The organism is Pseudomonas eucalypticola (assembly GCF_013374995.1).
GTDB lineage: Bacteria > Pseudomonadota > Gammaproteobacteria > Pseudomonadales > Pseudomonadaceae > Aquipseudomonas > Aquipseudomonas eucalypticola.
In genome coordinates this window covers 5,851,277-5,874,573 of the sequence record NZ_CP056030.1, presented here as the reverse complement: position 1 = coordinate 5,874,573, position 23,297 = coordinate 5,851,277, and the positions used below count along the sequence as shown (strand labels likewise).

Annotated in this window: 20 protein-coding genes and 1 tRNA gene; 1 reads left to right on the top strand and 20 read right to left on the bottom strand. The window is 63.1% G+C overall.

The window, feature by feature from the left end; all coding sequences use genetic code 11:
* Nucleotides 1-13: 13 nt before the first annotated feature.
* From HWQ56_RS26370 to HWQ56_RS26280, 19 genes are all read right to left on the bottom strand, one after another.
* On the bottom strand, nt 14-1,093 hold the full coding sequence (locus HWQ56_RS26370; protein ID WP_158154971.1) for a polysaccharide biosynthesis/export family protein: 1,080 nt from the start codon (nt 1,091-1,093) through the stop codon (nt 14-16).
* Nucleotides 1,094-1,146: 53 nt separating this feature from the next.
* Nucleotides 1,147-2,559 (bottom strand): undecaprenyl-phosphate glucose phosphotransferase, encoded by a 1,413-nt coding sequence (locus tag HWQ56_RS26365; RefSeq protein ID WP_176572109.1) that lies wholly within the window; start codon nt 2,557-2,559, stop codon nt 1,147-1,149.
* 15 nt (nt 2,560-2,574) lie between these two features.
* Nucleotides 2,575-3,777 carry a glycosyltransferase family 4 protein gene (locus HWQ56_RS26360; protein ID WP_176572108.1) on the bottom strand — a complete coding sequence of 401 codons (1,203 nt, stop codon included), beginning with the start codon at nt 3,775-3,777 and terminating at the stop codon, nt 2,575-2,577.
* 41 nt (nt 3,778-3,818) lie between these two features.
* On the bottom strand, nt 3,819-4,925 hold the full coding sequence (locus HWQ56_RS26355) for a glycosyltransferase family 4 protein (RefSeq protein ID WP_158154966.1): 1,107 nt from the start codon (nt 4,923-4,925) through the stop codon (nt 3,819-3,821).
* A 31-nt stretch (nt 4,926-4,956) separates the two neighbouring features.
* Entirely contained in the window at nt 4,957-6,261 is a 1,305-nt protein-coding gene (locus HWQ56_RS26350; protein ID WP_176572107.1) for a glycoside hydrolase 5 family protein, read from the bottom strand.
* 10 nt (nt 6,262-6,271) lie between these two features.
* On the bottom strand, nt 6,272-7,588 hold the full coding sequence (locus tag HWQ56_RS26345; RefSeq protein WP_176572106.1) for a hypothetical protein: 1,317 nt from the start codon (nt 7,586-7,588) through the stop codon (nt 6,272-6,274).
* Complete coding sequence (locus tag HWQ56_RS26340; protein WP_176572105.1) at nt 7,557-8,804, bottom strand: glycosyltransferase family 4 protein; 1,248 nt, start codon at nt 8,802-8,804, stop codon at nt 7,557-7,559. The genes HWQ56_RS26345 and HWQ56_RS26340 overlap by 32 nt, the downstream gene beginning before the upstream one ends.
* Nucleotides 8,801-9,802: a glycosyltransferase gene (locus tag HWQ56_RS26335; protein ID WP_176572104.1), complete on the bottom strand. Its 1,002-nt coding sequence runs from the start codon at nt 9,800-9,802 to the stop codon at nt 8,801-8,803. The genes HWQ56_RS26340 and HWQ56_RS26335 overlap by 4 nt, the downstream gene beginning before the upstream one ends.
* 38 nt (nt 9,803-9,840) lie before the next feature.
* The gene (rfaH, locus tag HWQ56_RS26330) at nt 9,841-10,344 is read right to left on the bottom strand and encodes a transcription/translation regulatory transformer protein RfaH (RefSeq protein ID WP_158154959.1); all 504 of its coding nucleotides are present in this window, start codon (nt 10,342-10,344) and stop codon (nt 9,841-9,843) included.
* Nucleotides 10,345-10,402: 58 nt separating this feature from the next.
* Nucleotides 10,403-12,613, bottom strand: a complete 2,211-nt coding sequence (locus HWQ56_RS26325; RefSeq protein WP_176572103.1) for a polysaccharide biosynthesis tyrosine autokinase — start codon at nt 12,611-12,613, stop codon at nt 10,403-10,405.
* Between the two features lie 36 nt (nt 12,614-12,649).
* Complete coding sequence (locus HWQ56_RS26320; protein ID WP_158154955.1) at nt 12,650-13,579, bottom strand: glycosyltransferase family 2 protein; 930 nt, start codon at nt 13,577-13,579, stop codon at nt 12,650-12,652.
* Nucleotides 13,576-15,093 (bottom strand): lipopolysaccharide biosynthesis protein, encoded by a 1,518-nt coding sequence (locus HWQ56_RS26315; protein WP_176572102.1) that lies wholly within the window; start codon nt 15,091-15,093, stop codon nt 13,576-13,578. The genes HWQ56_RS26320 and HWQ56_RS26315 overlap by 4 nt, the downstream gene beginning before the upstream one ends.
* Nucleotides 15,094-15,096: 3 nt before the next feature.
* The gene (locus HWQ56_RS26310; protein ID WP_158154952.1) at nt 15,097-16,206 is read right to left on the bottom strand and encodes a DegT/DnrJ/EryC1/StrS family aminotransferase; all 1,110 of its coding nucleotides are present in this window, start codon (nt 16,204-16,206) and stop codon (nt 15,097-15,099) included.
* A gap of 42 nt (nt 16,207-16,248) precedes the next feature.
* Nucleotides 16,249-17,019 (bottom strand): hypothetical protein, encoded by a 771-nt coding sequence (locus HWQ56_RS26305; RefSeq protein WP_176572101.1) that lies wholly within the window; start codon nt 17,017-17,019, stop codon nt 16,249-16,251.
* Between the two features lie 654 nt (nt 17,020-17,673).
* Nucleotides 17,674-18,474, bottom strand: a complete 801-nt coding sequence (locus HWQ56_RS26300; protein WP_176572100.1) for a carbon-nitrogen hydrolase family protein — start codon at nt 18,472-18,474, stop codon at nt 17,674-17,676.
* 9 nt (nt 18,475-18,483) lie between these two features.
* Entirely contained in the window at nt 18,484-20,166 is a 1,683-nt protein-coding gene (locus HWQ56_RS26295) for a flavin monoamine oxidase family protein (RefSeq protein ID WP_176572099.1), read from the bottom strand.
* Between the two features lie 143 nt (nt 20,167-20,309).
* Nucleotides 20,310-20,771: an Lrp/AsnC family transcriptional regulator gene (locus HWQ56_RS26290; RefSeq protein WP_158153198.1), complete on the bottom strand. Its 462-nt coding sequence runs from the start codon at nt 20,769-20,771 to the stop codon at nt 20,310-20,312.
* 192 nt (nt 20,772-20,963) lie between these two features.
* Nucleotides 20,964-21,665: a CbtA family protein gene (locus HWQ56_RS26285; protein WP_245217904.1), complete on the bottom strand. Its 702-nt coding sequence runs from the start codon at nt 21,663-21,665 to the stop codon at nt 20,964-20,966.
* A 47-nt stretch (nt 21,666-21,712) separates the two neighbouring features.
* A complete protein-coding gene (locus HWQ56_RS26280; protein WP_158153201.1) occupies nt 21,713-21,925 on the bottom strand; it encodes a CbtB domain-containing protein in 213 nt (70 codons plus the stop codon).
* 258 nt (nt 21,926-22,183) lie between these two features.
* Between HWQ56_RS26280 and HWQ56_RS26275 the strand changes: the two genes are divergently transcribed.
* Entirely contained in the window at nt 22,184-23,137 is a 954-nt protein-coding gene (locus tag HWQ56_RS26275; RefSeq protein WP_176572097.1) for an NAD-dependent epimerase/dehydratase family protein, read from the top strand.
* Between the two features lie 72 nt (nt 23,138-23,209).
* Here HWQ56_RS26275 and HWQ56_RS26270 read toward each other — a convergent pair.
* A tRNA-Ile gene (locus HWQ56_RS26270) sits at nt 23,210-23,286 on the bottom strand.
* Nucleotides 23,287-23,297: the final 11 nt, after the last annotated feature.

The following is a 23,297-nucleotide window of genomic DNA, read 5'->3' as shown; positions in this document are numbered from 1 at the left end:
CGAACGGGGGGCCTCAGTTGTGGTTGAAGGCCGCGGTAGTGCCGACCACCGTTGCCGACGGCAGCAGTTGGCTGATGAAGCGGTTCCAGCGGGTGATGTTCGCCGGGCCCACGAACACCACGTCAGAGGTGCGCAGGTCAAACTGGCGCGCCAGCAGGAACGCCGTGGGCTTCTTGGCATTCAGGTAGAACACCGTGGCTGGCTGGCCATTGTTGGCCTGGGCACCGCGGATCACGTAGATAGCCTCGGCGTTGGCGGTTTCCTGGCTGATGCCGCCGGCGTTGCCCAGCGCTTCCATCAGGTTGAAGGTGCTGGTGCCGTAGTTCATGACCTGCGGCTTCTGTACTTCGCCCAGCACGTAAATCTTGTTGGCGTGGTCGTTGCCCAGGTGCAGTTGGTCGCCATCCTTCAGGTAGATTTCGTTGAGCCGGGAGTTGGTGCGGTTGAGGGTATCGATGTCCATGACGTATTCATGGCCGTCGCGTTTGAGGATCAGGTTGGCCAGGTTGGCATCCGAAGACTCGCCCCCCGCGCGGCTGATGGCATCCACCAGGTTCAGCGGAATGTTGGTCAGCGATTGTGGGCCAGGATTTTTCACCGCTCCGGAGATGATGACCTTCTGGCTGTCATATTTCTGGATATTCACGTCCACCTGGGCGCCGGTCAGGTATTGCCCCAGGGCCTTCTGCAGGTTGGCGCGAAACTCCGGCACGGTAAGGCCACCGGCCTTGATCGAGTTGATGTAGGGGTAGTACAGCGTGCCATCCAGGCGCACGACCCGGGCACTGGCCTCTACCTGGGTCTGGGCGCTGGGCGAGTTGAGCTCAGCGTGTTCCCATACGGTGATGATCAGGTTGTCGCCTGGGCCGATGCGGTAGTCACCGGGCCGGTACCCCGTCAGGGTGGCGGGTACAGGCTGGGCCTGGTAAATGACTTTCTGCTGGTTGACGCTGGTGGACGTGATGGGCACCACGGTCACCGGTCCGGTGTCCTTGTCCTGCACATCGTCAGGGGTCATGTGTTGCCCAGGCGCGAAGGCGCAGCCCTGGACCAATGCAGTGATGAGCAGTACACCGAGTAACGATCGCTTCATGGCAAAGTCTTCCTTGGAGAAAGCAGTTTTCTCCATCGATGGGTCTTATAGGATCAAAACGCGTTTTTGTGGATAAAGCCCTTGAACAGGGTCAGTGCGATGATTTTCAGGTCCAGCCACACAGACCAGTGTTCGATGTAGTCCAGGTCGAATTCGATGCGCTTCTGCATTTTGTCCAAGGTCGTGGTCTCCCCGCGCCATCCATTGACTTGCGCCCAGCCGGTGATGCCGGGCTTGACCTTATGCCGCAACATGTAGCAATTGACCTGCTTGCGGTACTGCTCGTTGTGCGCCACTGCATGGGGGCGCGGGCCGACGATGGACATGTCACCACGCAGCACGTTGAAGAACTGGGGCAACTCGTCCAGCGATGTCCGCCGCAGAAATGCCCCGAATGGGGTCACGCGACAGTCATTGCGACTGGCTTGACGGACTTCATGGCCATTTTCCTGGACCGTCATGCTGCGGAACTTCCAGACCATGATCGGCCTTCCATCTAAACCATAGCGCGTCTGGCGGAAAAACACGGGGCCGCGCGAGGTGATTTTGATCCCCAGCGCGATCAGCACCATGGGCACGGCGATGACCGCGAGGATCAGGCTGCTGACAATCACGTCCTCGAAGCGCTTGACCAGCTGGCTGGAGCCATCCATGGGGGTGTCGACCAGGCTGATGCTGGTCAGGCCGTTGATGCTCTCGCTGCGGGCGTGCAGCAGGTCGAACATGAACACATCAGGTATCAGGTACACCGAAGCGGTGGTGTCGCTCAGGCCCTTGACCAGGTTGCACAGCGACGGCTCGCAGCTCATGGCCAGGGTGATGTAGACCTTGTCGATACGCCCGGCGCGGGCGTCCAGTACCAGCTGGTCCAGGTTGCCCAGCACCGGCAGGCGCTTGCCCAGTTCGTCCAGGGCCATCTGTTGCGGTTCGTCGTCATAGAACCCCAGCAGGTGAAGGCCCATCCAGGGCGCGGCGGTGATGGAGTAAGCCAGCCGCTCGCCGATCTGCCCGGTGCCGACGATGGCTACCGTGCGGGTGTTGAAGCCCCGCCGGCGCAAGGCCTGCAGGGTGCTGCGAATCAGCAGCCGGTAGCCGCACAGGGCGAATAGCACGAGCATGAACCAGGCCATCAGGCTACGGTCGAGCACGACCTGCGCGGTATTGAGCGTGTAATCGATCACGAGCAGGCAGCAGAACGTCAATGCCCAGTAGTTGAACACGCGCAGCAGTTCGCGGGTCACCCGCTCGCCGCGCCACGAACCGTACAGTTGGTGGTACTCGGCGAGCCAATGGAACACCAGCACGATGGCCATCAGGCGGCCCCAGGTGTCGCTGGCGTGCAGGGTGCCGGACATCCAGTTGAACCAGAGGGTGCACGTAACGATCAGGGCGATGTCCAGTGCCCGGTGGGCCAGCGAAAGCGCCGACTGGTGGGCCTGCAGGATGCCTTTTAACGGTCTTGCCATGGCAATGCTCCCCGATCACAAAGGTTTGGCGGCGACGGCCAATGCCGGCGCCAGGCTCAGGCGCGGGGCGCTGGCCGGTGACGGCACCGCGACGGGCGGGTGTTCCTGGTTCCAGCGGCTTTCCACGAACTGGCGCATCTCGCGCTCGAAGCGTTGTTCGGAAAACCGTTCGGCGTTTTCACGGCAGGCCTGGGGCGTGATGCGGTGGGCGTTGCACTCGAACTCGCGCACCCCATCGATGATCGCGGCCACGCTCTGCTCGTGGTAGAACACCCCGGTGGGCTGGTCGTGATCCAGCCCGTGCACGGTTTCCAGGGTGCCGCCGCGGCCAAAGGCAATCACCGGGGTGCCGCATGCCTGGGCCTCCACGGGGCTGATGCCGAAGTCTTCTTCGGCGGCGAAGACGAAGCCCTTGGCGTTGCGCAGGTATTCGCGCAGGGCACTGAAGGGCTGGTAGCCCAGCAGGGTGACGTTGGTAGCGCCCAGGGCTTGGCATTTGTCCATTTCCGGCCCATCGCCGATCACGATCAGATGCTTGTCAGGCATGGCCCGGAAGGCTTCGACGATCATCGGCACGCGCTTGTAGGGCACCATCCGCGAGGTGGTCAGGTAATACTCCTGCTTGACGGGCTGCAGGTCGAAGCCGTGGGTGTCCACTGGCGGGTAGATCACCGTGGAGGGCCGCCGGTAGGCCTTGTCGATCCGCCGCCCGATGAACTGCGAGTTGGCGATGAATTCGTCCACCGCGGCGGCGGTGCGCTGATCCCACATGCGCATGTAATGCAGGACCATGCGCGCCACCTTGCTCTTGAGGCCATGGTTGAGCCCTGCTTCGTTCAGGTACTGGTGCTGCAGGTCCCAGGCGTAGCGGATGGGCGAGTGCACGTAGCTGATGTGCAATTGGTCGGGGCCGGTAAGCACGCCCTTGGCCACGGCATGGCTGCTGGAAATGATCAGGTCGTAGCCCGACAGGTCCAGTTGCTCGATGGCCAGGGGCATCAGCGGCAGGTACTGCTGGTACCGAGTACGGGCCTTGGGCAGGTGCTGGATGAAGGTGGTCTGGGCGTGTTTGCCGCCCAGGTGGGCACGGTCTTCGTCGCTGAGGAAATCGATGACCGAGAACAGGTCGGCCTCGGGCCAGATCTTCAACAGCGCCGACAGTACTCGCTCGGCCCCTGCATAAGTCACCAGCCAGTCATGGATGATTGCGATTTTCATGGTGCCACCACGCGTTGTTATGGCGGGCCTGGGCCCGGCGGTTATTTGGGGATGCTGGCATTGAACGGAAGTGGGGTGCGCCTGGGGGCTTGCTCGGCCAGCAAGGCGTCGATGCGGTCACTGATCAGCCCCGCCGAGTGTTCCCAGTCGAAGCGTGAAACGTTGTGCAGCCCCAGGGTGCGCAGTTGCTGGCGGATGCACTGGTTGGTCAGCGCCAGGTGCATGGCCTGGGTGATGTGCTCCACGTCCAGCGGATCGAAATACAGCGCGCTGGACTGCAGCACTTCGGGCATGGACGCGGCATTGGCGGCCAGCACCGGGCAGCCGCAGGCCTGAGCCTCCAGGGGCGGGATGCCGAAGCCCTCGTACAGTGAGGGAAACACGAACGCGGCGGCGCCCTGGTATTGGGTGATCAATTCCTGGTCGCTGAGGCGGCCCAGGAAGCGGATGCGTGGGTCACTGCTGGCCAGGCGTTCCAATTGGGGGTCGGAGAAAATCGCGTTGGCCGCCCCGACGATGCGCAGCTGAACACGGCCGTGGCCCTTGAGCCGCAGAAACCCCTGGATCATCCGGGCGAAGTTCTTGTGCGCGCTGGGCGAGGACACCGCCAGCAGATAACCACCGCGTGATTGCACCGGCGGCCCCGGTTGGAATTCGTCGCCCACGGCGTTGGGCACCACCATGATGCGGTCTTTGGGAAAGCCGTAGTGGTCGCTGATTTCCGTGCGGGAAAACTCGCTGACGGTGATCAGGGTTTTCAGGTTGCGCAGCAGCAGCGGAGTCATCAGCTGGTAGCTGGTGCGAAAGGCCCATGAGTAGCTTTCCGGGTGGCGCACGTAGGTAATGTCGTGGTGGGTGGCGATCTGGTTGCGGTACAGCAGCGGCCCAGTGCCCCCCAGCGATACCAGCAGCGGCGAGCCGTGGCGATGCAGGTAGCGCGGCAAGTCCAGCTGTTCCCACAGGTGCCCGGTACGCCGGCCCACGGGCTGCACGTTCAGGCGCCGGGCGCTGTCGTGCATCTGGATACGGTCGGGGCACACGAATACCAGGTCCGAACGCCGGGCTTGCAAGGCCAGGCTGATCTGCTCGGCGAAACGCTGCACTCCGCGCAGCTCCTGGGTCAGAAAGCGAGCATTGATAACTACCATCGATTCGTCCTTCAAGGCATGGCCTTGCTGCTCAGCGGGTGAATAGCCAGCTGGCGTCGCCCAGGCTGATGATTCGGGGGAAATCGTCCAGTGTGATCACCGTGGTGCAGTGTTCTTCTTCGGCCTTGGGGCATTGCCACCGGCCAACGGGGGCGCGGCCTCGTTCGGGGCGGCGGGTATCGACCATCTGAACCGAGCCTTGCTGGCGGCCGTTGGCTTCGATCTTCACTTGGCGTGGCCGCCCCACCGCCCAAGCCACCAGCACCTGGTCATCGCCCTTGGTGAAATTGAGCAGGTAAAGATCATCGGCTTGGAGGCTTTTCAAACTGTCGTACTGGTACTGCGCCAGAAACGGGGCGATGGCCTTGAGCACCACGTAAGCTGGCTTTGGCGTCAGGTCGGGTTTGAGCAGGCCGAAGTGGTGTTCACGCTCGGCAGGGTCGACGCCGTCGTCGACCAGGTCGTACCACCACATGCCCTTGATGTTGGGGCGCGTCTTGGCCAGGAAAAAAGCCCGGGCCAGAAACTTGGCCTGGGTCGGCTCATCCACCCCGCAACGTTCGCTGGAGGTAGGCCAGCTCATTTCGGTGAGGTACAGCGGTACTGCCCTGCCAGCCAGGCGGGTCAGTTTCTGGTCGATACTGGTCAGCCACTTGATCCAGCTTTCCGGGGTCCTGTCCTGGCCGCCTGCGCAGTGCACGTAGGGGTGCAGGGACAGGCCGTCAACCTGGTCGGCCAGGCCGGCCTGTACCAGGCGGTCGGCGAAACCCTTGTTCAGGCCCTCGCTGGTGATGGCGCCGGCCAGTACCTTTGCCTTGGGGTCGTTGCGTTGAATCTGTTGGCGGGTGAGCCTGACCAGGCTTGCATAATCATCACTGACGGCTCGGTCGCCTGGGCCGGCCTGGTCCCACTCATTCCAGACCTCGTAGAAGTTGACCGTGCCGGCGAGGGCCCGGGTCACGAAGTCCACGTAGTTGGCAAAGGCCGTGGCGACTAGGGGCGAACGCGGCAATGCATTGTTGTCGTAGAACTGGTTGCCGTAATCGAGTACCACCACGTTGTCCAGTTTCCGGGCTACGCGCGCGTCCTGGTATTCACGCCAGCTGGCGGGGACCTGCAATGTGCCGGGCTGCAACTCCACGCGAGCCCAGTAGGCATCCTCGCGCAACGAGCCGATGCCCGCTTCGCTGGCCAGTTGGAACTGGCGGCCCAGTTGTGGCGAACCATCCATCACATGGGTGGCGGTGCCGATGATGAACGGTTCGTTGGCCGCTTGCGCGCCCGTGGTGAACAAGCCCTGCAGCAGCACGGCCAGGCAAGGTAGCAATCTGCGCATAGTCGGTTCACTAGGTTCGCAAGGGCGTGACGAACGCCGGGCTTCGGGGAACGGCCGAATGCAGGCTGGCACCTTCTGTAATGGGCATGGCTTTGCGCCGCAGCGCCACCGACACGGCCAGGCCCAGGAACAGGTCGGCGACCGCGACTTCGGGAACGTCGGTGGTCCAGCTGATCAGGGTCAGGCAGAAACAGCTGCACACCAGCGCCCTAGCCAGCCGGGTGGGCTTGTCGCGCAACAGGCTCATCAGCGGTATCAGCAGGCAGTACACGGCCAGGCCGCCAAGACCGAAGGTGGCCCACAGGTACATGGCGCTGTTGTCGGCCACCATCGACACCGTGGCCGAATACACCGGGAAGGCGGCGACGGTGCTGCCCACCATGCCGAAACCGGCGCCCCAGAATTGCCAGCCCTGCAACCACTGGTTGTGGGCCAGGTTCGGCCAGGTGTAGATCAACCGGTCGTAGAACGACGACAGGAAGCCGGCCTGGGCCGCTGGCGAGTTGGGGTCGAAGTCCATGGTCAGGCCAACGAGCGGCAGGGCGATGCCGATGGCCACCACGGTGGCGAACAGCACTCGGCAGGTCATGCGGTGGCGCAGCATGGGCATCAGTAACAGCGTGCAGGCATAAGCCACTGCGGTGGATTTGTTGGTGGTAATCCAGATGGTCGCCATGCTTGCGCCGAACATCGTCAGCAGCATCAGCCGTGAGCGGATGAAAGCGCTCAGGTACAGACTGTACAGCGCGATGATCACCGCCACCGTGGTGGACAGCCGGGTAAAGCCTGCCAGGCGGTCGACGCCGTCGGCGCTCCACATCAGGTTGCCGGCCACCTCGGTGTCGCCCACGTTGTAGCTGTAACCCTTCCAGGGCACGGTGGTGTATTTGTCCAGCAGCACACCGCCCAGCGAGGCCAGCAGGCACAAGCCCACCACGACGGCCAGGGTGCGCTTGCGGTGTTCCAGGTGCGTACCACAGACCATGCCGAACAGGAACGGGCCGTACATGTACAGCGAGAACAGGATATTGCCCGGCGCAGCGCCATGCAGCATGCCCAATGCCGAGGCAATGGTCAGCAGCAACAGCATGGTCCAGAACGCCCGGCCGCCCTTGAAGGTGAACAGTTCGAGCACGAACAGGCCGAGGCAGGCCATCTTGGCCGGGTACATCAGCACCGACAGCCCCGCGCCGTCCAGGTAATAACGCAAGGCGCCGCCGAAGGTTTCGGTGACAATCAGAGCGACGGCAACCAGCAGCACGATCAGTGATTTGCTGAAGGCGATGCGCGGGCGCTTAGAGCGGCTCAGAGGCAGGCTGGGATTCATGGAAAGTGCCCTTGTTCTGGTAAACCTGGGAAAACAGCTGTTGGTAGCCGTCGAGCATGCGGTCCATGTCCAGCAGCGGCGCCACGCTGGCCCTGGCCTGGGCCGCCAGTTGGCGGCGCAGTTCGGGCTGGCGGTACAGGCGCAGCATGGCCAGGGCCAGCGACTCCGGCTCGTCGGGGTCGCACAACAGGCCGTTGATGCCTTCGCGGATGATTTCCGGCAGGCCACCGCGGTGGCTGGCGATCACGGGTACCGAATGGGCACAGGCCTCGACCGCGACCATGCCGAATGGCTCGTTCCACAGTGACGGCACCAGGGCGACGTCGATCTGCCGGTAAAAGCTTTCAGGCGACTGGTAGCCAACGAAATGGATATTTTCGTCGGCCTCGGCCAACTGGCGGATTTCGCGTTCATAGTCCTGTTGCCCGCGCCCGGCGATCTGCAGCGTGGCGTTGAACGGCAGGCGTTTGAACTGCTCGATCATCCAGCGCACGCCCTTGTGGTCCGACAGGGTGCCCAGGTAACCGAACCGCAGTGGCTCACTGTCGGCAAGGCGGCCCTGGGGGTGAGGGCGCTGCACTTCTTCCACCTTGGGGCTGGCGTTGTAGATGACATGGGCGCTGGCGTTGCGGAAAAACCGCGCGTTCTGCAGGCGGTCGAGCAGAAAGTGGCTGACACCCACCACCGCGTCCACCTGCGCCGAGCGCTCGGCATGGCCTTGACGCAGGGTGCTGCACAAGGTGCAGGGGCCGCCGCAGCATTGGCGCTTCTTGAACATCAGGCTGCCAGGGCACAGCAGGTACATGTCGTGCAGTACCTGCACGATGGGCACCCCGGCCTTGGAGATTTCGTCCCACACTGCCACCGACCAGCCACCCAGGTTGTGGCACACCACCAGGCCGATGTTTTCCATCCTCATCACTTGGCGCACATAGGCACGCATGCCCATGTTGTAGCGGTCACGCACGTGCCAGCTCAGGCGCGCCAGGGCGTTGGGGCGCTGGTCGCTGAAGTGCCAGTAGGTGTTGAGCAGGCCGGCGCGGTACACCTTCACACCCTTGACCTGATCTTCCACCAGCCCCGGCTCGGCGCCCGTGGTCAGTACGCAGACATTCATGCCACGTTGGTGCAACCCTTCGACCGTGCGTTGCAGCACGATTTCAGCCCCACCGCCGATGTTCGGCGCATACAGGCTGGAGAGGAACAGCACGTTCATAGCGGAAACGACTTGTTGAGGCCCAGCCGCCCGGACTCGCCGTCGGCAATGGCTTGCTGCAGCAGTGCCAAGCGCTGGTGCGTGCCACGGCGCAGGGCCACCAGGCGCAACAGGGTCATGAACACGGCGCGGTTGAGGTGGTAGAGCCAGCCCCATCGCGCCCAGACGAATTTATCGAACCAGGCCTGGTTGCGGGCGGTGTAGTAGGCGCGCATGTCGGAATCACCCATCAGGAAAGTCTCGTAGATGTTGTTGGTGCGGGCCTTGATGTTCCAGGAATGCTCCAGGTCTTCGAGCAACGCATCGGTGACCAGGAAAATGTGCCCGCCGCTGGCGGTGATGCGCCGGGTGTATTCGGTGTCGTCGGCATACAGCACCATGTCGGCGCGGGGCAGGCCGATGTTTTCGTACATGGCCCGGTGGCCCAGCAAGCCGCCGTAGGTGGCGAACGGCAGTTTCACCAGGCTGTGATGCAGGGCTTCGGCATGGGGTTTGCCCCACGGGGTGCGGCGCCACAATTTGTAAGGCAACTGGGCAATGTGAAAGCCGAAGCAGCTGGACCGGTGGGGAAACGCATGGCGGCGCGGCACACCGGCGGCAATGTCAGCCTGGTGGGTAGGGCGAAAGCCCAGCACGGCGACCTGGGCACGGCCCAGTTTGCGTGCGCACTCGGCCAGGCGCTGGTGTAATTGTTCGACCGCGCCGGGGGTGGGGGCGTTGTCATCGTCCATCAACCAGATGTATTCGGCACCCGCCTCCAGCGCGGCGGCGATACCCACTGCATAACCGTTGGCCGAGCCGGTATTGGCCGGCAGGTCGATCACCGTGACCTGGTTGGGCCAGCGCAACAGCAACTGGCCCAGGTCGGAGCGCGAGGCGTTGCTGACCACAATCACCTGGGCGATCTCGGCGCAGCTCAGCGAGCGCTCGATCAGCGCTTGCAGGTAGTGAAGACGGTCACCGTAGGTCAGGGTGACCAGGGTCGTGGTGGCGGGCATGGCAGGTTCCCCCTTTCTTGTTGGCGGACGGTCGCGGCTCAGCAGGCTGGCAAGGCCATGCGCGACAGGCTGCTCTTGGGCAGGCTGATGCGTTGTTCGCGTTGCAGCAGGTTGAGCAGGATGACCGCGCGTTCCTGACCGTCGTCGCTGAGGAAGATGGCCTGGATGTCGCTGCCGCCGGTATGCACCAGGACCGCTTCGCCCTGGTTGAAACTGGGCTGTGGTTCGGGTGTGGCCAGGCGCCGCCGGATCTGCGCGATCAGGCTGTCGGGGACGGGGCACGGGGCGCCGCCGAAGGCGACGATGCGGCACACGCCGCGGGTGGAACGAATGGGGTACCAGCTGTCACCCTGGTCCAGGCGGATGAACAGGTAGCCGGGAAACAGCTCTTCTTCAGCGGCCTTGCGCGGCTTGTCCAACGCTGGTTTCAGAGGGCGAAAGCATTCGAAGTGCTGGCGCGCCAGGTGTTCTTCGGCGCGGGCTTCCTGGCGCGGCTTGGTCTGGATCAGGTACCAGTTGGAACTGTCATTCAGGTAGCTCATGGTCAGTGTCTCGCGTGCCGCCCCGGCTCCTGCCGGGGCAATGGATCGGTGGCCCGGTTTATTTCTTGTTCGGGCTGTAGTCGTAGGCGGAGCAGTCGTATTCGGCGGTGGACGCCTTGCGTTGCACACCGTTGAAAATCGCGCCCTTGACCAGCACGCCGTTCTGGGCAAGGCGGCGCTTGGCGACTTCCAGTTCCTTGGCCGAGCTCTTGCCGAAGCGCGCCACCAGCAGGGTGGTGCCCGACTGGCGGCCCACCAGGGCGGCGTCGGTGACGGCCATGATGGGCGGGGTGTCGATGATCACCAGGTCGTACTTGGGCGCCAGTTCGCGCAACAGCTTGTTGAAGTTGTCGTGCATCAGCAGTTCGGACGGGTTGGGCGCCGCGAAGCCGCAGGAGATGAAGTGCAGGTTGTCCACCGCGGTGGCGTTGACGACTTCGCGGTTGCTCAGGCGCGCGGCCAGGGCGTCGGAGAGGCCGTGGCGCGGTTGCAGGCCCACTACCTTGTGCAAGTAGCCCTTGCGCATGTCGGCGTCGATCAGCAGTACTTTCTTGCCGGCCTGGGCGATGGTCACGGCCAGGTTGGCGCTGATGAAGGACTTGCCCACCGCTGGGCTGGGGCTGGAAATCATCAGGATGTTGTTGCGTGCTTCCATCATCGCGAAGTGCAGGCTGGTACGCAGGCTACGCAGCGACTCCACGGCCAGCTCGCCTGGCTCGGCGACACTGAGCAGACGGGTGTCGCTGGTGCCTTTGCGCGGCGCGCGGCCTTTGTTGAGGCGGTCTTGCAGCCGCGACAGGGGGACCGAGGCGTACACCGGAATCCCCAGGTTCTCGATATCATCGGGGTTGACGATGCCGCGGTCGAAGGCCTGGCGCACGAAGATGATGGCCACGGCGACCAGGCCGCCAAGCAGGATGGAGATCAGCACGATCAGCTTCTTCATCGGCTTGACCGGCTCTTCGACGTTGGCGTCGGCCTTGTCGATGATGTGCACGTTGCCGATGTTACCGGCGCGGATGATGTCCTGTTCCTGGGTCTTGTTCAGCAGTTGCGTGTAGGTCTGGTTGGTGACCTGCTGTTCCCGGGTCAGGCGCAGCAGTTCCTGCTGGGTTTCAGGCAGGTTGTGCACGCGGCTCTGCATGGAAGCTTTCTGCGCTTCGAGCTGGTTGATCTGGTTGGTCAGCGCCACCTGGGTGGGGTGCTGGCGGGTGTACAGGCGGTCCAGGTCGGCGCGTTTGAGCTTGAGCTCGGAGATCTGGTTGTCGACGCTGACCACTTGCGTCAGCAACGAGCTGGTTTCCTGGGAGATATCCACCGATTTGCTGCGCATCTGGTAGTCGTGCAGCGCGTCTTCTGCCTTGGTCAGTTCACCGCGGACAATGGGCAGTTGCGACCGCAGGAATTGCAGGCGTTGCTCGGCTTCGGCCGAGGTGCGTTCCAGGTTCTGGCGCACATACAGGCGGCTGACCTCGTTGAGCACGCGGTTGGCCTGGGCGGGGTCCGGGTCCTCCAGGGACAGGTAGACGATGCCCGAATCCTTGCCAGCTTCGGCCACCTTGAGCTTGGTCTGGTACTCCAGTTGGGTGACCAGGGCGCGGTTACGCGCCACGGTGAACTCAGTGCCGGGGCGCGCTTGCAGGGTGTCCACTTGCAGGCTGATTCCGCCCGCGGCTGCCATCTCTCCCACTTGCCCGGTCAGCAGGGCGTCGCCGTCGCTGTCCAGCAGCCGGTATTGGCCGTGTTCGCCGGCCACCAGGGTCATTTTCTTGCCTAGCAGGCTTTCGGGCACTTCCAGGGTCGACACGTCCAGTTTCTCACCGCCCCAGGCAAAGCTGTCCAAGCCCAGCAGGGGCGCGGCCAGCGGCTCATTGGCGGTAGGCTTGAAGTGGCGGGCCATGAAGGCACCGATGCCCGGCAGGTAGTTGGGCTTGTGGACCACGTCCAGGTTCAGCTCGTTGACCACCTGGCCCAGCACGGCGCGCGAGCGGATCAGTTCGATCTCGGCAGTCGCCTGGGACACGGCGTTGGGCTTGGTGTTGATCTCGGGCGTGTTGTCCAGCCCCACTCGCCGGGGTTCGATCTGGATCATCACGTTGGCCTGGTAGCTGGGCGTGGCCAGGAAGGCGAAAGCCAGGCCCGCCACCGCGAAGCTGCCTACCACGCCCGCGATCAGGCGCTTGTGGTCGATCAGGGTGCGCAACAGGGTCGCCAGGTCTAACTGAGTGTCCTGGTAGTGCTCAAGGGAGGAGCGGTTCATCGCAGTCATTTTTATTGATCCTCAATACTCAGGTAGGCGGGCGGCTCAGCCCCGGGCGGTCGACGAGGTGGCGCGGCGCAGCAGGTTGACGCTGACATTGCGGGCCACCAGGGCCAGGGCCAGCAGTTTCTTCAGGGGCGAAATGGCGGAGATCGACAGGCCGAACAGCTGCACCTGGCAGTGCTCGTAGAGCGGCACGTTGCCAATGCGAAAGTAGTAATTGGCCAATGCGCCATAGGTGTGCAGGGTCATCTGCAACTTCTTCTTGTCCGAGCGCATGGAGAACACGCCGCCGCTGTGTACCCGGTAGGCCGCGGGCGCGATGTCACCCAGGTACTTGCCCTTGCCGTGGGCCCCCAGCAGGGCCCACCACACCAGGTCAGTCAGTGGCGCGCCCGCCAGTTCGCGGGGCATTTCGTGCAGCACGTTGCGAAAGCAAGTGGTGAGGGTGGAAATGGGCCGCCCCTGCATCAACTCCAGGCTGGTGGCATCGCGCTGGCCCTTGCCCTGCAACTGCACCCCCTGCATGCCGTGCTCGTTGAACGCCACGGCGTCGTGGTAAGTGATCACGTAATCCAGGTGGTGCTCGAGGAAGTCGACCTGCTTTTGCAGTTTGAAAGGGTCGGTCCAGTAGTCATCGCCTTCGCAGAACGCGATGTACTTGCCGCGCGACAGGCGAAACAGGCCGGGGCAAGGATGGTTGCCTTGCTGGTACTGGTTCTCGCTCTGGAACTGCGGGCGGATGATGCCGGGGTAGCGCCGGGCATAGTCGGCGACGATGGCCGCGGTACCGTCGGTGGAGCAGTCATCGTTGATGACGACTTCGAACGGGAAGTCGGTCTGCTGGGCCAGGAAGCTGTCCAGCGTCTGAGCCACGAAGTGTTCGTGGTTGTAGGTAGGGCAGACGATGCTCAGCAGCGGCTCGCGTGCCGGGCCCCAGTTTTTCATGATGTCGCTTTCGGGTCTGCTGTTCATCGTTGCGCGCTCACACGGTTGAAGATGAGAAGGACACGTTGCAGCGAGGGCCGGTGGCTGCCGGCGACCAACAACAGGCTGATCAGGCCGCAGAGGGCCAGGGCCAGGAAGGTCTGCAAACGGTTGTCGCCGGCCATGGCCTGTACCAGGGGCTGGGTCACTGCCAGCCCCAGTGCGCTCATCAGGCTGATGCGCAGCACGTCGTGCAGCCACTGGCGGTGCAGCCCTGGTGCCAGGCGGCGGTGGATGAACGCTGGCCAGAAGGCAAACGACACCAGGCGCAGGGCAAACCAGGCGATCGCGGCACCCAGCGCGCCATGGAACTGCACGGCCACCACCAGCACTGGAACGGTCACCACGGCCGAAGCCAGGCTGTACCAGAGGTGCAAGTGCACGCGGCCATAGGCGTATTGGAGGTAAAACTGAAAGCCGCTCAAACTCAGGATCCCGCTGCCCAGCGCGTACCAGAACAGTACGGGCCCCACCCAGTGGGCCGCGGCGCGGTCGCCGCTCCAGGCGAAGACCAGGGCATCACCATGCAGGGCGATAACCGCTGACAGTGGCACGATGAAAGTGGCGATGAAGCGGTGCGCGTCCAGGTAAAGGCGACGCATGTCGGCATCGCGCCCTTCTGCCATCAGGGCGGTCATGCGCGGCAGCAAGGTCTGCACCAGGGGGTTGATCAGCATGATGATGCCGGTGCTGATCAGCGCCACCAGGGAAAAGTAGCCGTAGTCCTTGAGGGTCAGGTGCGAGGACAGCAGCACCTTGTCCAGCTGTGTCAGCAGTATCCACAACACCGAGCTGAGCGACAGGCTGGCGGCGAAGGGCAATACCGGCTTTATCAAGGCCTGATTGAAGCCGCTGTACCAGTGGGGCGCCGGCAGCATGCGCCAGGCCTTCACAGCGAAGATCAGCGTTTCCAGCAAGGCCACGGCCACCTGAAACTGGAAGAACACGATCGGGTCCTGGGACACCCATGCCACCAGGGCCAGGCCGCCGAAATAGCGCAGGGTGGCGATCAGCACATTGGCCGCATTGAGCCAGGCATGCAGTTCCAGGCCTTGCAGGCCACTCTTGTACAGGGTGGCGTAGAGCCTGAGGGCGACCATCACCCCCATCAGGGCTACACAGTGGGCCAGGGTCTGCGGCGCCAGGTGCTGTGCGTTGAGCCATTGCCCGGCGATCCAGGGGCTGGCCAGCCACACCCCCAGCACGCACACCAGCGCCAGGGGCACGAAAATCAGCTCGAAGGAGCGCAGCAACCACCCCGACTTGCGCAGCTGCCGGGCGCTGCCCTGGTGGTGCGCGATCTCGCGCACCAGCGACGGCGACATGCCCGCGTCCAGCAGTGTCAGCCAGGCCTGCAGCACTGCGTAGAAACCAATCAGGCCATACACCTCGGCGCCCAGGTGACCGAGGTAGAACGGCATGATCAGAATACCCACCAGCAGCGTGTAGGCCTGCCCCAGGTAGCTGATGGTGGTGTTGTGAACCACCGAAAGCTTTTTCATGCGTTACACCGCATGCGCGAGTGAAGTGTCCTGGGGCTTCTCGCGCTGGCGCAGCAGGGTGTCGATGACCTTGTCCTGAATGTCGCGAGCCAGGCCCGGGTAAATGGGCAGGCACAGGATGCGCTGGCTCAGGCCGCGGGAATGGGGTTGGGCGGCCTGGGGTTGCAGGTAGTCCAGGGTGTCCAGCGACGGGTAGAAATAGCGGCGCGGGTTGATGTCCTGCTCCTGCAGCGCGTCCCGCACGGCCAGGGCCTCGGCCTGGTTGAGCAGGCCCACCGGGAAGTAGCTGTAGTTGATTTCGTCGCCGTCGTGTACGCCCTGCAGGTCGAAATGGCCGCTCAGGCGCTGCTCGTAGTAGTGACCCATCTCGGCACGCTGTTCGAAGATGTGCTCGATGTCGTCCAGTACGCACAGGCCCATGGCCGAAGAAAATTCATTCAGCTTGGCGTTGGTGCCCAACCCTTCGATACGGTCCACGCCGGTGATGCCGAAATTGCACAGCTTGCGTACCTCGCGGGCCAGGTCATCGTCCTGGGTCACGATGGCGCCACCTTCGATGGTGTGGAACAGCTTGGTGGCGTGGAAACTCAAGGTGCTGGCATCGCCCCAGTTGTACACCGACTGCCCGGCATGGCGCACACCAAAGGCATGGGCGCCGTCGTAGACGACCTTGAGGTTGCGACGCTTGGCGATGGCTTCGATACGTTCCACGGCGCAGGGGTTGCCAAACACATGGGTGGCAACGATGGCGCTAGTGTCGGAGCCGATGCGCGACTCGATCTGCTCGGGGTCGATGTTCCAGGTCCGCGGGTCGATATCGGCGAACACCGGGCGAATCCCTTCCCACTGCAAGGTGCTGCTGGTGGCGACGAAGCTGAAGGGGGTGGTGACCGCGCTGCCGCTCAGGCCCAATGCCCGGTAAGCCACTTGCAGTGCCAGGGTGCCGTTGTTGGTGAGGATCAGGTTGCGTACCCCCAGGTGTTCCTTGAGGCGCTCCTCCAGCTCGCAACACAGGGGGCCGTGGTTGGTCATCCAGTGCGAGGCGTAGATCATGTCCACGTACGCCTTGAACTTGTCGATGTTGCCCAGATAAGACTTGGTCACGTTGATCATGGTGCATCTCCCGGCAATGGCCGCAGGGGCCTCGAGGCGTACTCAGGAAAGGGGGGCGTCGGTGCGGGCGACAACTTTTCGGGCGCGCCGTTGATTGAGTTTCAATATCCAGCGAGTCACCAGGCTACCGGCGTGGGGATCGCCGTAATGATATAACGCGGTGGCCCGCCTGAACGCCGGATCGCAGGGCTGGTTGGCATGCAGCGAGCGATAACCCCAGAAGAAATAGACGTTGCCGGGCACAACGCTTAGTGTTGCAGGCTTTAATAATTTTCGATCAATACAGGCACTTAGGAACTTTCTGCAAAGTGCATTCTGGAATAGCGCTTTTTCAATCACGTTGACCAGTACCCAACGGCGTACGCGACGCAGGTTGGGGAACAGAATCAGGTCGCCACGTAGTTCGCCTTCCTGGGGGGTGAAGATCGGCACCAGCATGGTGAGCACCGTGGCGTCGTAGTGAAAGGCGTTGGACTCCTTGCGCCCGCTGCCGCCCTGCACACAACGCAGCACTGGAAAAATTTCGTCGCTGGGCGCGTCGTGGCCATTACCCTGCTTGTGCATGCGCGACAGCAACTCCTTGAATTCAGGAGTTTTTCCCAATGCCGCCAGGGCGCTGCCGGCCAGCGCCGGGTAGCCGTGATAGGCGAAGTACTGGTTATTGTGGCGGGCGGCCTGCTCTTCGACATAGGCGCGCAGGTTGCCAAGCGCGTCCTCTGAGAGGGCGTTTTCCAAGGTGGCGAAGCCCTGATGGTTCATGTCATGGACCAGGCGGGCGGAGGTGTTTTCGTCAATCGAAATCAGTGGCGACATGGCAACAAACTCGCTGCGTTTGAGGAAGGGTCGCGAAGGCAGGACATCGACGCTTAATTGTTCTTCACACTTTTTCGCGGCATGGCTACCGCAGGGGGCGGCCCATTCGGGTCATGTGAAAGTGTTTTGTGAGGGACAAAGCTACCGCCCGCTCGTCGTAACAAGCTAATTGCGAATTACTCTGTCAAAACCCATACAGACCCGATAAAAAATCGAGCCAGAACAGTAAAAGTAAGTGTTGGCAGGTTTTATCAATTACTACCGGACTGCTAATCGGCCGCACTCTGTGTTGTGGCTCGACCCAGCCGTTATTGGCGCCGGGTAGAGAGATATATCGACTGTCTTCGGCAGGCTGTCAATCGCTTTTGTCAAAAAAAACGCGGCGAGGCGTTTTATACCCTTTCCAGCTATATAACCCGTTGAAAAACAAGGAAGTTGAAAAGTTGACGCTGCAGATCGGATCACTTCTTCACGGTTTTATGGCGCGCTGGCACATTTTTGCCGCGTTACTGGCACAGCGCCCCCGTATTTGCTGGGGGCGGCACGCGGCGGGGGTTTCAGGGGGGTAGACGCTACGACGAAGGGCGGAATAAATACCGACGCCAAAAAAATGAAGCCCTCAAAGTGAGGGCTTCGTCATTGGCGGAATATTGACTATTTTTCGCAAATTGGCCGATACAGTTCGGCGCGCCTATCGCGCAGATAGTCGTAGGCGGCGCGCACGGTGCCCAGCCCTTTGCGAGACAGCTGCGCAAACAACAGCGAGGGCTCTGCGCCCGCGATTGCGAGCACGTTGCCATCGGCCCCCACGATGCTGCTCAAGCCACAGTAGCGCAGGCTGCCTTCAGCGCCGCAGTAATTGGCGTACCCCAGGTAGCACTGGTTTTCGAATGCACGGCTGCGTACCGTCACTTGGGCGACAAACTCGAATGGCAGCATATTGGCGGTGGGTACCAGGATCAGTTCGGCGCCGCCGAGGGCCAGCCGCCGAGCAGCTTCCGGGAATTCGATGTCGTAGCAGATCAGCACCCCGACCTTCCAGCCATTGAGTTCTACCACAGGAAAATCATCGCCCCCCGGGCTGAACAGGCGATGGTCGAGTTCGCCGAACAGGTGGGTCTTGCGGTAGTTGAGCAGGCTGATGCCGCGGGCATCGAACAGCTGGGCGCTGTTGTATACCTGCCCATCCGCGCCACGCTCGGGGTAGCCGTAGGCGATAGCCATGTCGTGGGCCTCGGCTATGCCGGCGATCACGTGGGCAGACGGGCCGTTGGCGGTTTCTGCCAGGCGCTGTACGGCATCCGGGCCGATGTCGTAGCCGGTCAGGAACATCTCCGGAAATACCACCAGGGCTGCGCCCTGGGCCTTGGCCTGGCGCACCTGGGCTTGCAGGCGCGCCAGGTTGTCGACGACCGCCAGCGGTTGTGGCTCGCATTGGCAAAGCGCGATTTTCATGGTGGCTCCTTATTCGGCCAGGGCGATGGGGCCAATCTCGTGAAAGACGTCCCCGGGGCCTGGGTTCTCGGCGTGGCAGCGGCCCCCGAAGTGTTTCATGATGCCCCACACGGCGTTCAGCGAGGTTTGCACGGCGCCCTCGACCCAGGCCGGGGTCCACGACACGTCGTCGCCAGCAATGAAGATGCCACGCTGGTCGTCCGGCATGTCGTGTTGCATGAAGTGCGCGTACATGCGCTGGTTGTAGCGGTAGTGGCCGGGCAGGGCGCCTTTGAAGGCCCCCAGGAAATACGGGTCGGCTTCCCACGACACGGTGATCGGGTCACCGATGATATGGCCAGCGATATCCACGTCCGGGTAGATTTTCTTCAGGGCGTCCAGGGCCAGCTTCACGCGTTTTTCCACTGGGTGCGGCAGCATCTTCAGGGCATCGCTCATCCACGAATAGGACAGGCAGATGACCCCGGGTTTGTCATCGCCATTGTCGAACAGGTAGGTGCCGCGGGTCAGGCGGTCGGTCAAGGTCATGCTCAAGGTATCGCGGCCGTTGTCGGGGCGCTTGTCCTTCCAGAAGGGCCGGTCGACCATCACGAAGGTCTTCGAGGACTGCATGTAGCGCGTACGGTCCAGGGCCATCCACATTTTTTGCGAAAACAGTGACTCTTCGCACTCGATCTGGGTGGTCAGCAGCCAGCTCTGGCAGGTGGCGAGCACGGCAGCATAGTGGCGGGTATCGCCCCAGTTGTCGGTGACGGCGAAGCGGCCGTCGGCGGCGCGGGCAATTTTCTTCACGCCCGAGCGGGGCGCGCCATGGTGCAGGGAGCTGAGGCTGGTACCGGCAGGCCAGTGGGCGCATTTTTCCGGCACATGGCGCCAGATGCCTTCGGGGACCTGCCCGACACCCCCGACGACCAGGTGCTGGTGGTCGTCGCAGTTGGTCATCACCACCCGCAGGATCTCCAGCATCGAGTTGGGAAAGTCCGAGTCCCAACCGCCGGTGCCGAAGCCGACCTGCCCAAACACTTCGCGGTGGTGGAACGAGAGCTTGGCGAACGCCTTGGAGGTGGCGACGAAATCGTAGAACGTGCGGTCGTCCCACAGCGGTACCAGGGTGTTCCACAGCGACTTCAGGCGCGGCACGTCGCGGTCGCGGATGGCCTGCTGGATCTCGCTGAACTGGGCACCGGCCTCCAGGGCGTCGGCCCAGGCGTCGGCCACCTCCTGGAACAGGGCTGGCAGGTCGCTGAGGGTGCGGGCGTAGTAGGTCTCGCCTTCCAGGTCGATGACCGTGCTGCCGGAAGCGGCTGTCAGCGGGTTGGGAAAGGGGCGGGTTTCCAGGCCGAGCTTGTCCACGTAGTGGTAGAACGCCGTGGACGATACCGGAAAGCGCATGCCGCCCAGCTCGGCGACGATACCGTCGGTGCCTTCGAAGGCCTGCGAGCGCAGGCGCCCGCCCATCTTCGAGGCTTCGTACAGTACGGGTTTGAGTCCTAGTTTCATGAGCTCATACGCCGCTACCAGGCCGGCGATACCCGCGCCCACGATGGCAACTTCGGCGCCATGGTTTTCCGCGGGAATCATGCCCAGGCCCGCCGGGTGCTCGATCCAGTCGTCGAAGGCGAACGGAAAGTCCGGGCCGAAAATGGTGATGGGCTTCTTGCCGTCGGCGGGGTGGCGGTTGTGCTGAGTCATGGCGGGCCTTATGGGCGGCTACTGAGCGGAGCTTTCAGTATAGGAAAGGGGTGCCAGCCATTTTAGGGAGAGCCGTTGCCGTTATTAAGGCACAGAGTGTCGTCGTAATGACATGTACCGCTGCAGAGTGACGAGCTTTCGCGTCAAAATGACTGGCCGCGGTCCACTTTGCTGCTCAAGATAATAGAGGTGGTGGTTTTCTCCACCCCGTCGACGCTACCGATCTGGTCCAGCAACTGGTCCAGTTGTTCCGGTGACTCGGTGCGCAGCCAGGCCACGTAGTCGAACTCGCCGCTGACCGCGCACAACTGCTGCACCTGGCCCATCGCGCTGAGGCGGCGTACCACTTCCTTGCCCGAACGCGGCTGCACGGTGATGCCCACATAGGCCTGCAGGCCACCGTCGGCGAGGCGCTGGCCCAGCCGCACGCCGTAGCCGGTGATGACTTTGGCTTTTTCCAGGCGCGCCAGGCGCGAGGTCACGGTGGTACGGGCGATGCCCAGCTGGCGGGCGAGCACGGCCACGCTTTCGCGGGCATTGATCTGCAAGGCGGCGATGAGCTGGCGGTCGATTTCATCCAGGGGCAGGGTACGGGTGTCAGTCACGGGTTGGCTCGCGCGTGGGCAGGTTGATCGGGCAGCGCGCAATGCGCCCTGACCTCGGCAACCGGTACAGGTCGTGCGCGATTAAGGCAGCTAATCGGCCCACTGTCCAGGGGCCGGGCATGGTGTCAGCAGGTGTCATCGCGCGGCCAAAAAAAACCGCGCCTGGGCGCGGTTCTTTTGGCCAAGGGTGGCTCAGGCACGCACGCGGCGCGGCGCCGGGTTCAACAGGCGCTCGGCCACCGGCCCGAAGATCAGGCCGATGCTGGTCCACAGCACCACCTGAATACCCAGCGACGAGGTGCGGAATTTCCACAGCACGTCAGCCGAGAAGTGCTCCGGAACCTCGTTGATCACGGGGAACAGCGAGCCGGCCACGGCCATGATCACCAGGTAGAGCGCCACGCCAGCGATGGCGCCGGCCCAGGGGCCACGGCTGGCCACGAGCTTGCGGGCGGCGTTGATGGCTATCACCGCGGTGACCACCGAGACCAGCAGCATCAGGAAATACACTTGAGTGCGCAGGCCAATGGTGTCGGGGTTGCCCACCGAAGGCGGGTTTGCCGGGTATTTGAGTTCCGGTACCAGGATCAGCACCATGAACGCAGCCAGGGCCAGCAAGGCCGACAAGCCGCGCGGGCCAACCTTGCCAATGCGGCCCAGGGAGTAGGCGAACACCAGGGCGAAAATGCCACCCAGGGAAACGCTGTACACCACCACGCCAGTCAGCAGGCCGAAGGTACTTTGCACCTCGCGGCTGACCAGCTCGGGTTCTTCGGCATCACCGTGCATGTGCGACATGCTTGCTTCGAAGGCGATGGCGCGGTCAACCTGGGGCTCACCGAACACCTTGGCAAAGCCAAAAGCCAGGATGCCGGCGATCAGACCGACGAGCATGCCCCTGACGAGTAAACGACCAGTCATGTGAACACCTCAAGGAGCGATCAGTGGCAGGGGAAACCCAGCAGGTGGCGACCGTCGTGCACGAACTCGTGAACGTACATGCCTTTGAACAGGGCGGTGGCGCCTTGTTCGGCGCCGACGAAGTAGATCGCCAGCATCAGCAGCAGGCCGCCAAAGATCGCCCAGGGCAGAATCTCGCCCAGGGGAATGGTCGGAATCGAGATATCGGAGTGTGAAGTGGTGCTATAGGCCATGATTACCTCTGGGATTACGCGTCCCGGTTACGGTGGGCAGGTCGAAGAAAGGTCTGGCTTACGGCTGGAGGCCGACTACAGTGGCGCGACCGCGTCGGTTTTGGACCGACTTCTTTCATCGAAACATATTGATACAGCCGGGCCAGTGTAACCGTTTGGTCGGAGAACGTCGTGACAATTGCCCGCTGACCCTGAGCATTGCTCAAAGCGTGGCTATGCTGCTCGCATACTCTGCACCCAGCGAGGCTCGGGAACGCCATGAATGTACTTGTCACGGGAGCCACCGGCTTCCTCGGCCAGGCTGTCTGTGAAGCCTTGGCAGCGCAGCCTGATACACACGTGCGCGGCAGCAGCCGCGCGTCGACCAGCCGTCAGGGCGCCATACCCCTGGTCGCCGTGGGCGATATCTCGGGCGACACTGACTGGTCCGCAGCCCTGCAGGGCATCGACGTCGTGGTGCATGTGGCCGCACGCCTCAACCTGCAGTCCGACAGCAGCCCGGACCCGCTGGCCGAATACCGCCGTACCAACCTGCAGGGCACCCTGGCCTTGGCGCAGCAGGCACTGGCGGCGTGCGTGCGGCGTTTTATCTTCATCAGTTCGCTGGGAGTCAATGGCTCGTCCACTACCGGCACCCCTTTCGATGAATCCTCGACACCGACTCCCGACGGCGACTACGCCCAATCCAAATTCGAAGCCGAAGAGGGCTTGCGAGCGCTGGTGGAGGGGACGGCCATGGACCTGGTGATCATTCGGCCACCGCTGATCTACGCCGCCCATGCCCGGCGCAATTTCCCGCGCTTGCTCAAGCTGGTCGCCTCCGGCGCGCCACTGCCCTTCGCCAGCCTGGACAACCGCCGCAGCATGGTCGCGTTGGAGAACCTGGCGGACTTCATCGTGCTCTGCACTCAGCACCCGGCGGCGGGTAACCAGCTGTTCCTGATCTCCGACGGCGAAGACGCCTCCACCGCGCAGATGGTTCGCTACCTGGCCGCCAGCATGGGCCGCCCGGCACGCCTGGTCCCGGTGCCTGACGGCCTGATGCGCTGGGGCGCGAAGCTGCTGGGCAGGGAGAGCATGTACACCACCTTGTGTGCGTCTTTGCAGGTGGACTCGGGCAAGGCTCGGCGGGTGCTGGGGTGGGTGCCGCCGTTGACGTTGGAGCAGGCGTTGACCCGGACGGGGCAGGCGTTCAGGCAGGGGCGGTCATAGCGTTTTTGATGCCCCGCGCGCCGGGAATGCCAGAAACGAAAAAACCGCGCTTTCGCGCGGCTTTTTCATAGGTGGTGGGCCCAGCAGGACTCGAACCTGCGACCAAGGGATTATGAGTCCCCTGCTCTAACCAACTGAGCTATAGGCCCCCAGTAGGTCG

Bases quoted from the DNA above. Each gene is read 5' to 3' on its own strand.
- HWQ56_RS26275 (WP_176572097.1), top strand. From the start codon at position 22,184: ATGAATGTACTTGTCACGGGAGCCACCGGCTTCCTCGGCCAGGCTGTC.
- HWQ56_RS26295 (WP_176572099.1), bottom strand. From the start codon at position 20,166: ATGACTCAGCACAACCGCCACCCCGCCGACGGCAAGAAGCCCATCACC.
- HWQ56_RS26300 (WP_176572100.1), bottom strand. From the start codon at position 18,474: ATGAAAATCGCGCTTTGCCAATGCGAGCCACAACCGCTGGCGGTCGTC.
- HWQ56_RS26345 (WP_176572106.1), bottom strand. From the start codon at position 7,588: ATGAATCCCAGCCTGCCTCTGAGCCGCTCTAAGCGCCCGCGCATCGCC.
- HWQ56_RS26340 (WP_176572105.1), bottom strand. From the start codon at position 8,804: ATGAACGTGCTGTTCCTCTCCAGCCTGTATGCGCCGAACATCGGCGGT.
- HWQ56_RS26360 (WP_176572108.1), bottom strand. From the start codon at position 3,777: ATGAAAATCGCAATCATCCATGACTGGCTGGTGACTTATGCAGGGGCC.
- HWQ56_RS26355 (WP_158154966.1), bottom strand. From the start codon at position 4,925: ATGGTAGTTATCAATGCTCGCTTTCTGACCCAGGAGCTGCGCGGAGTG.
- HWQ56_RS26280 (WP_158153201.1), bottom strand. From the start codon at position 21,925: ATGGCCTATAGCACCACTTCACACTCCGATATCTCGATTCCGACCATT.
- HWQ56_RS26325 (WP_176572103.1), bottom strand. From the start codon at position 12,613: ATGACTGCGATGAACCGCTCCTCCCTTGAGCACTACCAGGACACTCAG.
- HWQ56_RS26305 (WP_176572101.1), bottom strand. From the start codon at position 17,019: ATGTCGCCACTGATTTCGATTGACGAAAACACCTCCGCCCGCCTGGTC.
- rfaH (WP_158154959.1), bottom strand. From the start codon at position 10,344: ATGAGCTACCTGAATGACAGTTCCAACTGGTACCTGATCCAGACCAAG.
- HWQ56_RS26315 (WP_176572102.1), bottom strand. From the start codon at position 15,093: ATGAAAAAGCTTTCGGTGGTTCACAACACCACCATCAGCTACCTGGGG.
- HWQ56_RS26320 (WP_158154955.1), bottom strand. From the start codon at position 13,579: ATGAACAGCAGACCCGAAAGCGACATCATGAAAAACTGGGGCCCGGCA.
- HWQ56_RS26370 (WP_158154971.1), bottom strand. From the start codon at position 1,093: ATGAAGCGATCGTTACTCGGTGTACTGCTCATCACTGCATTGGTCCAG.
- HWQ56_RS26350 (WP_176572107.1), bottom strand. From the start codon at position 6,261: ATGCGCAGATTGCTACCTTGCCTGGCCGTGCTGCTGCAGGGCTTGTTC.
- HWQ56_RS26310 (WP_158154952.1), bottom strand. From the start codon at position 16,206: ATGATCAACGTGACCAAGTCTTATCTGGGCAACATCGACAAGTTCAAG.
- HWQ56_RS26365 (WP_176572109.1), bottom strand. From the start codon at position 2,559: ATGGCAAGACCGTTAAAAGGCATCCTGCAGGCCCACCAGTCGGCGCTT.
- HWQ56_RS26285 (WP_245217904.1), bottom strand. From the start codon at position 21,665: ATGCTCGTCGGTCTGATCGCCGGCATCCTGGCTTTTGGCTTTGCCAAG.
- HWQ56_RS26335 (WP_176572104.1), bottom strand. From the start codon at position 9,802: ATGCCCGCCACCACGACCCTGGTCACCCTGACCTACGGTGACCGTCTT.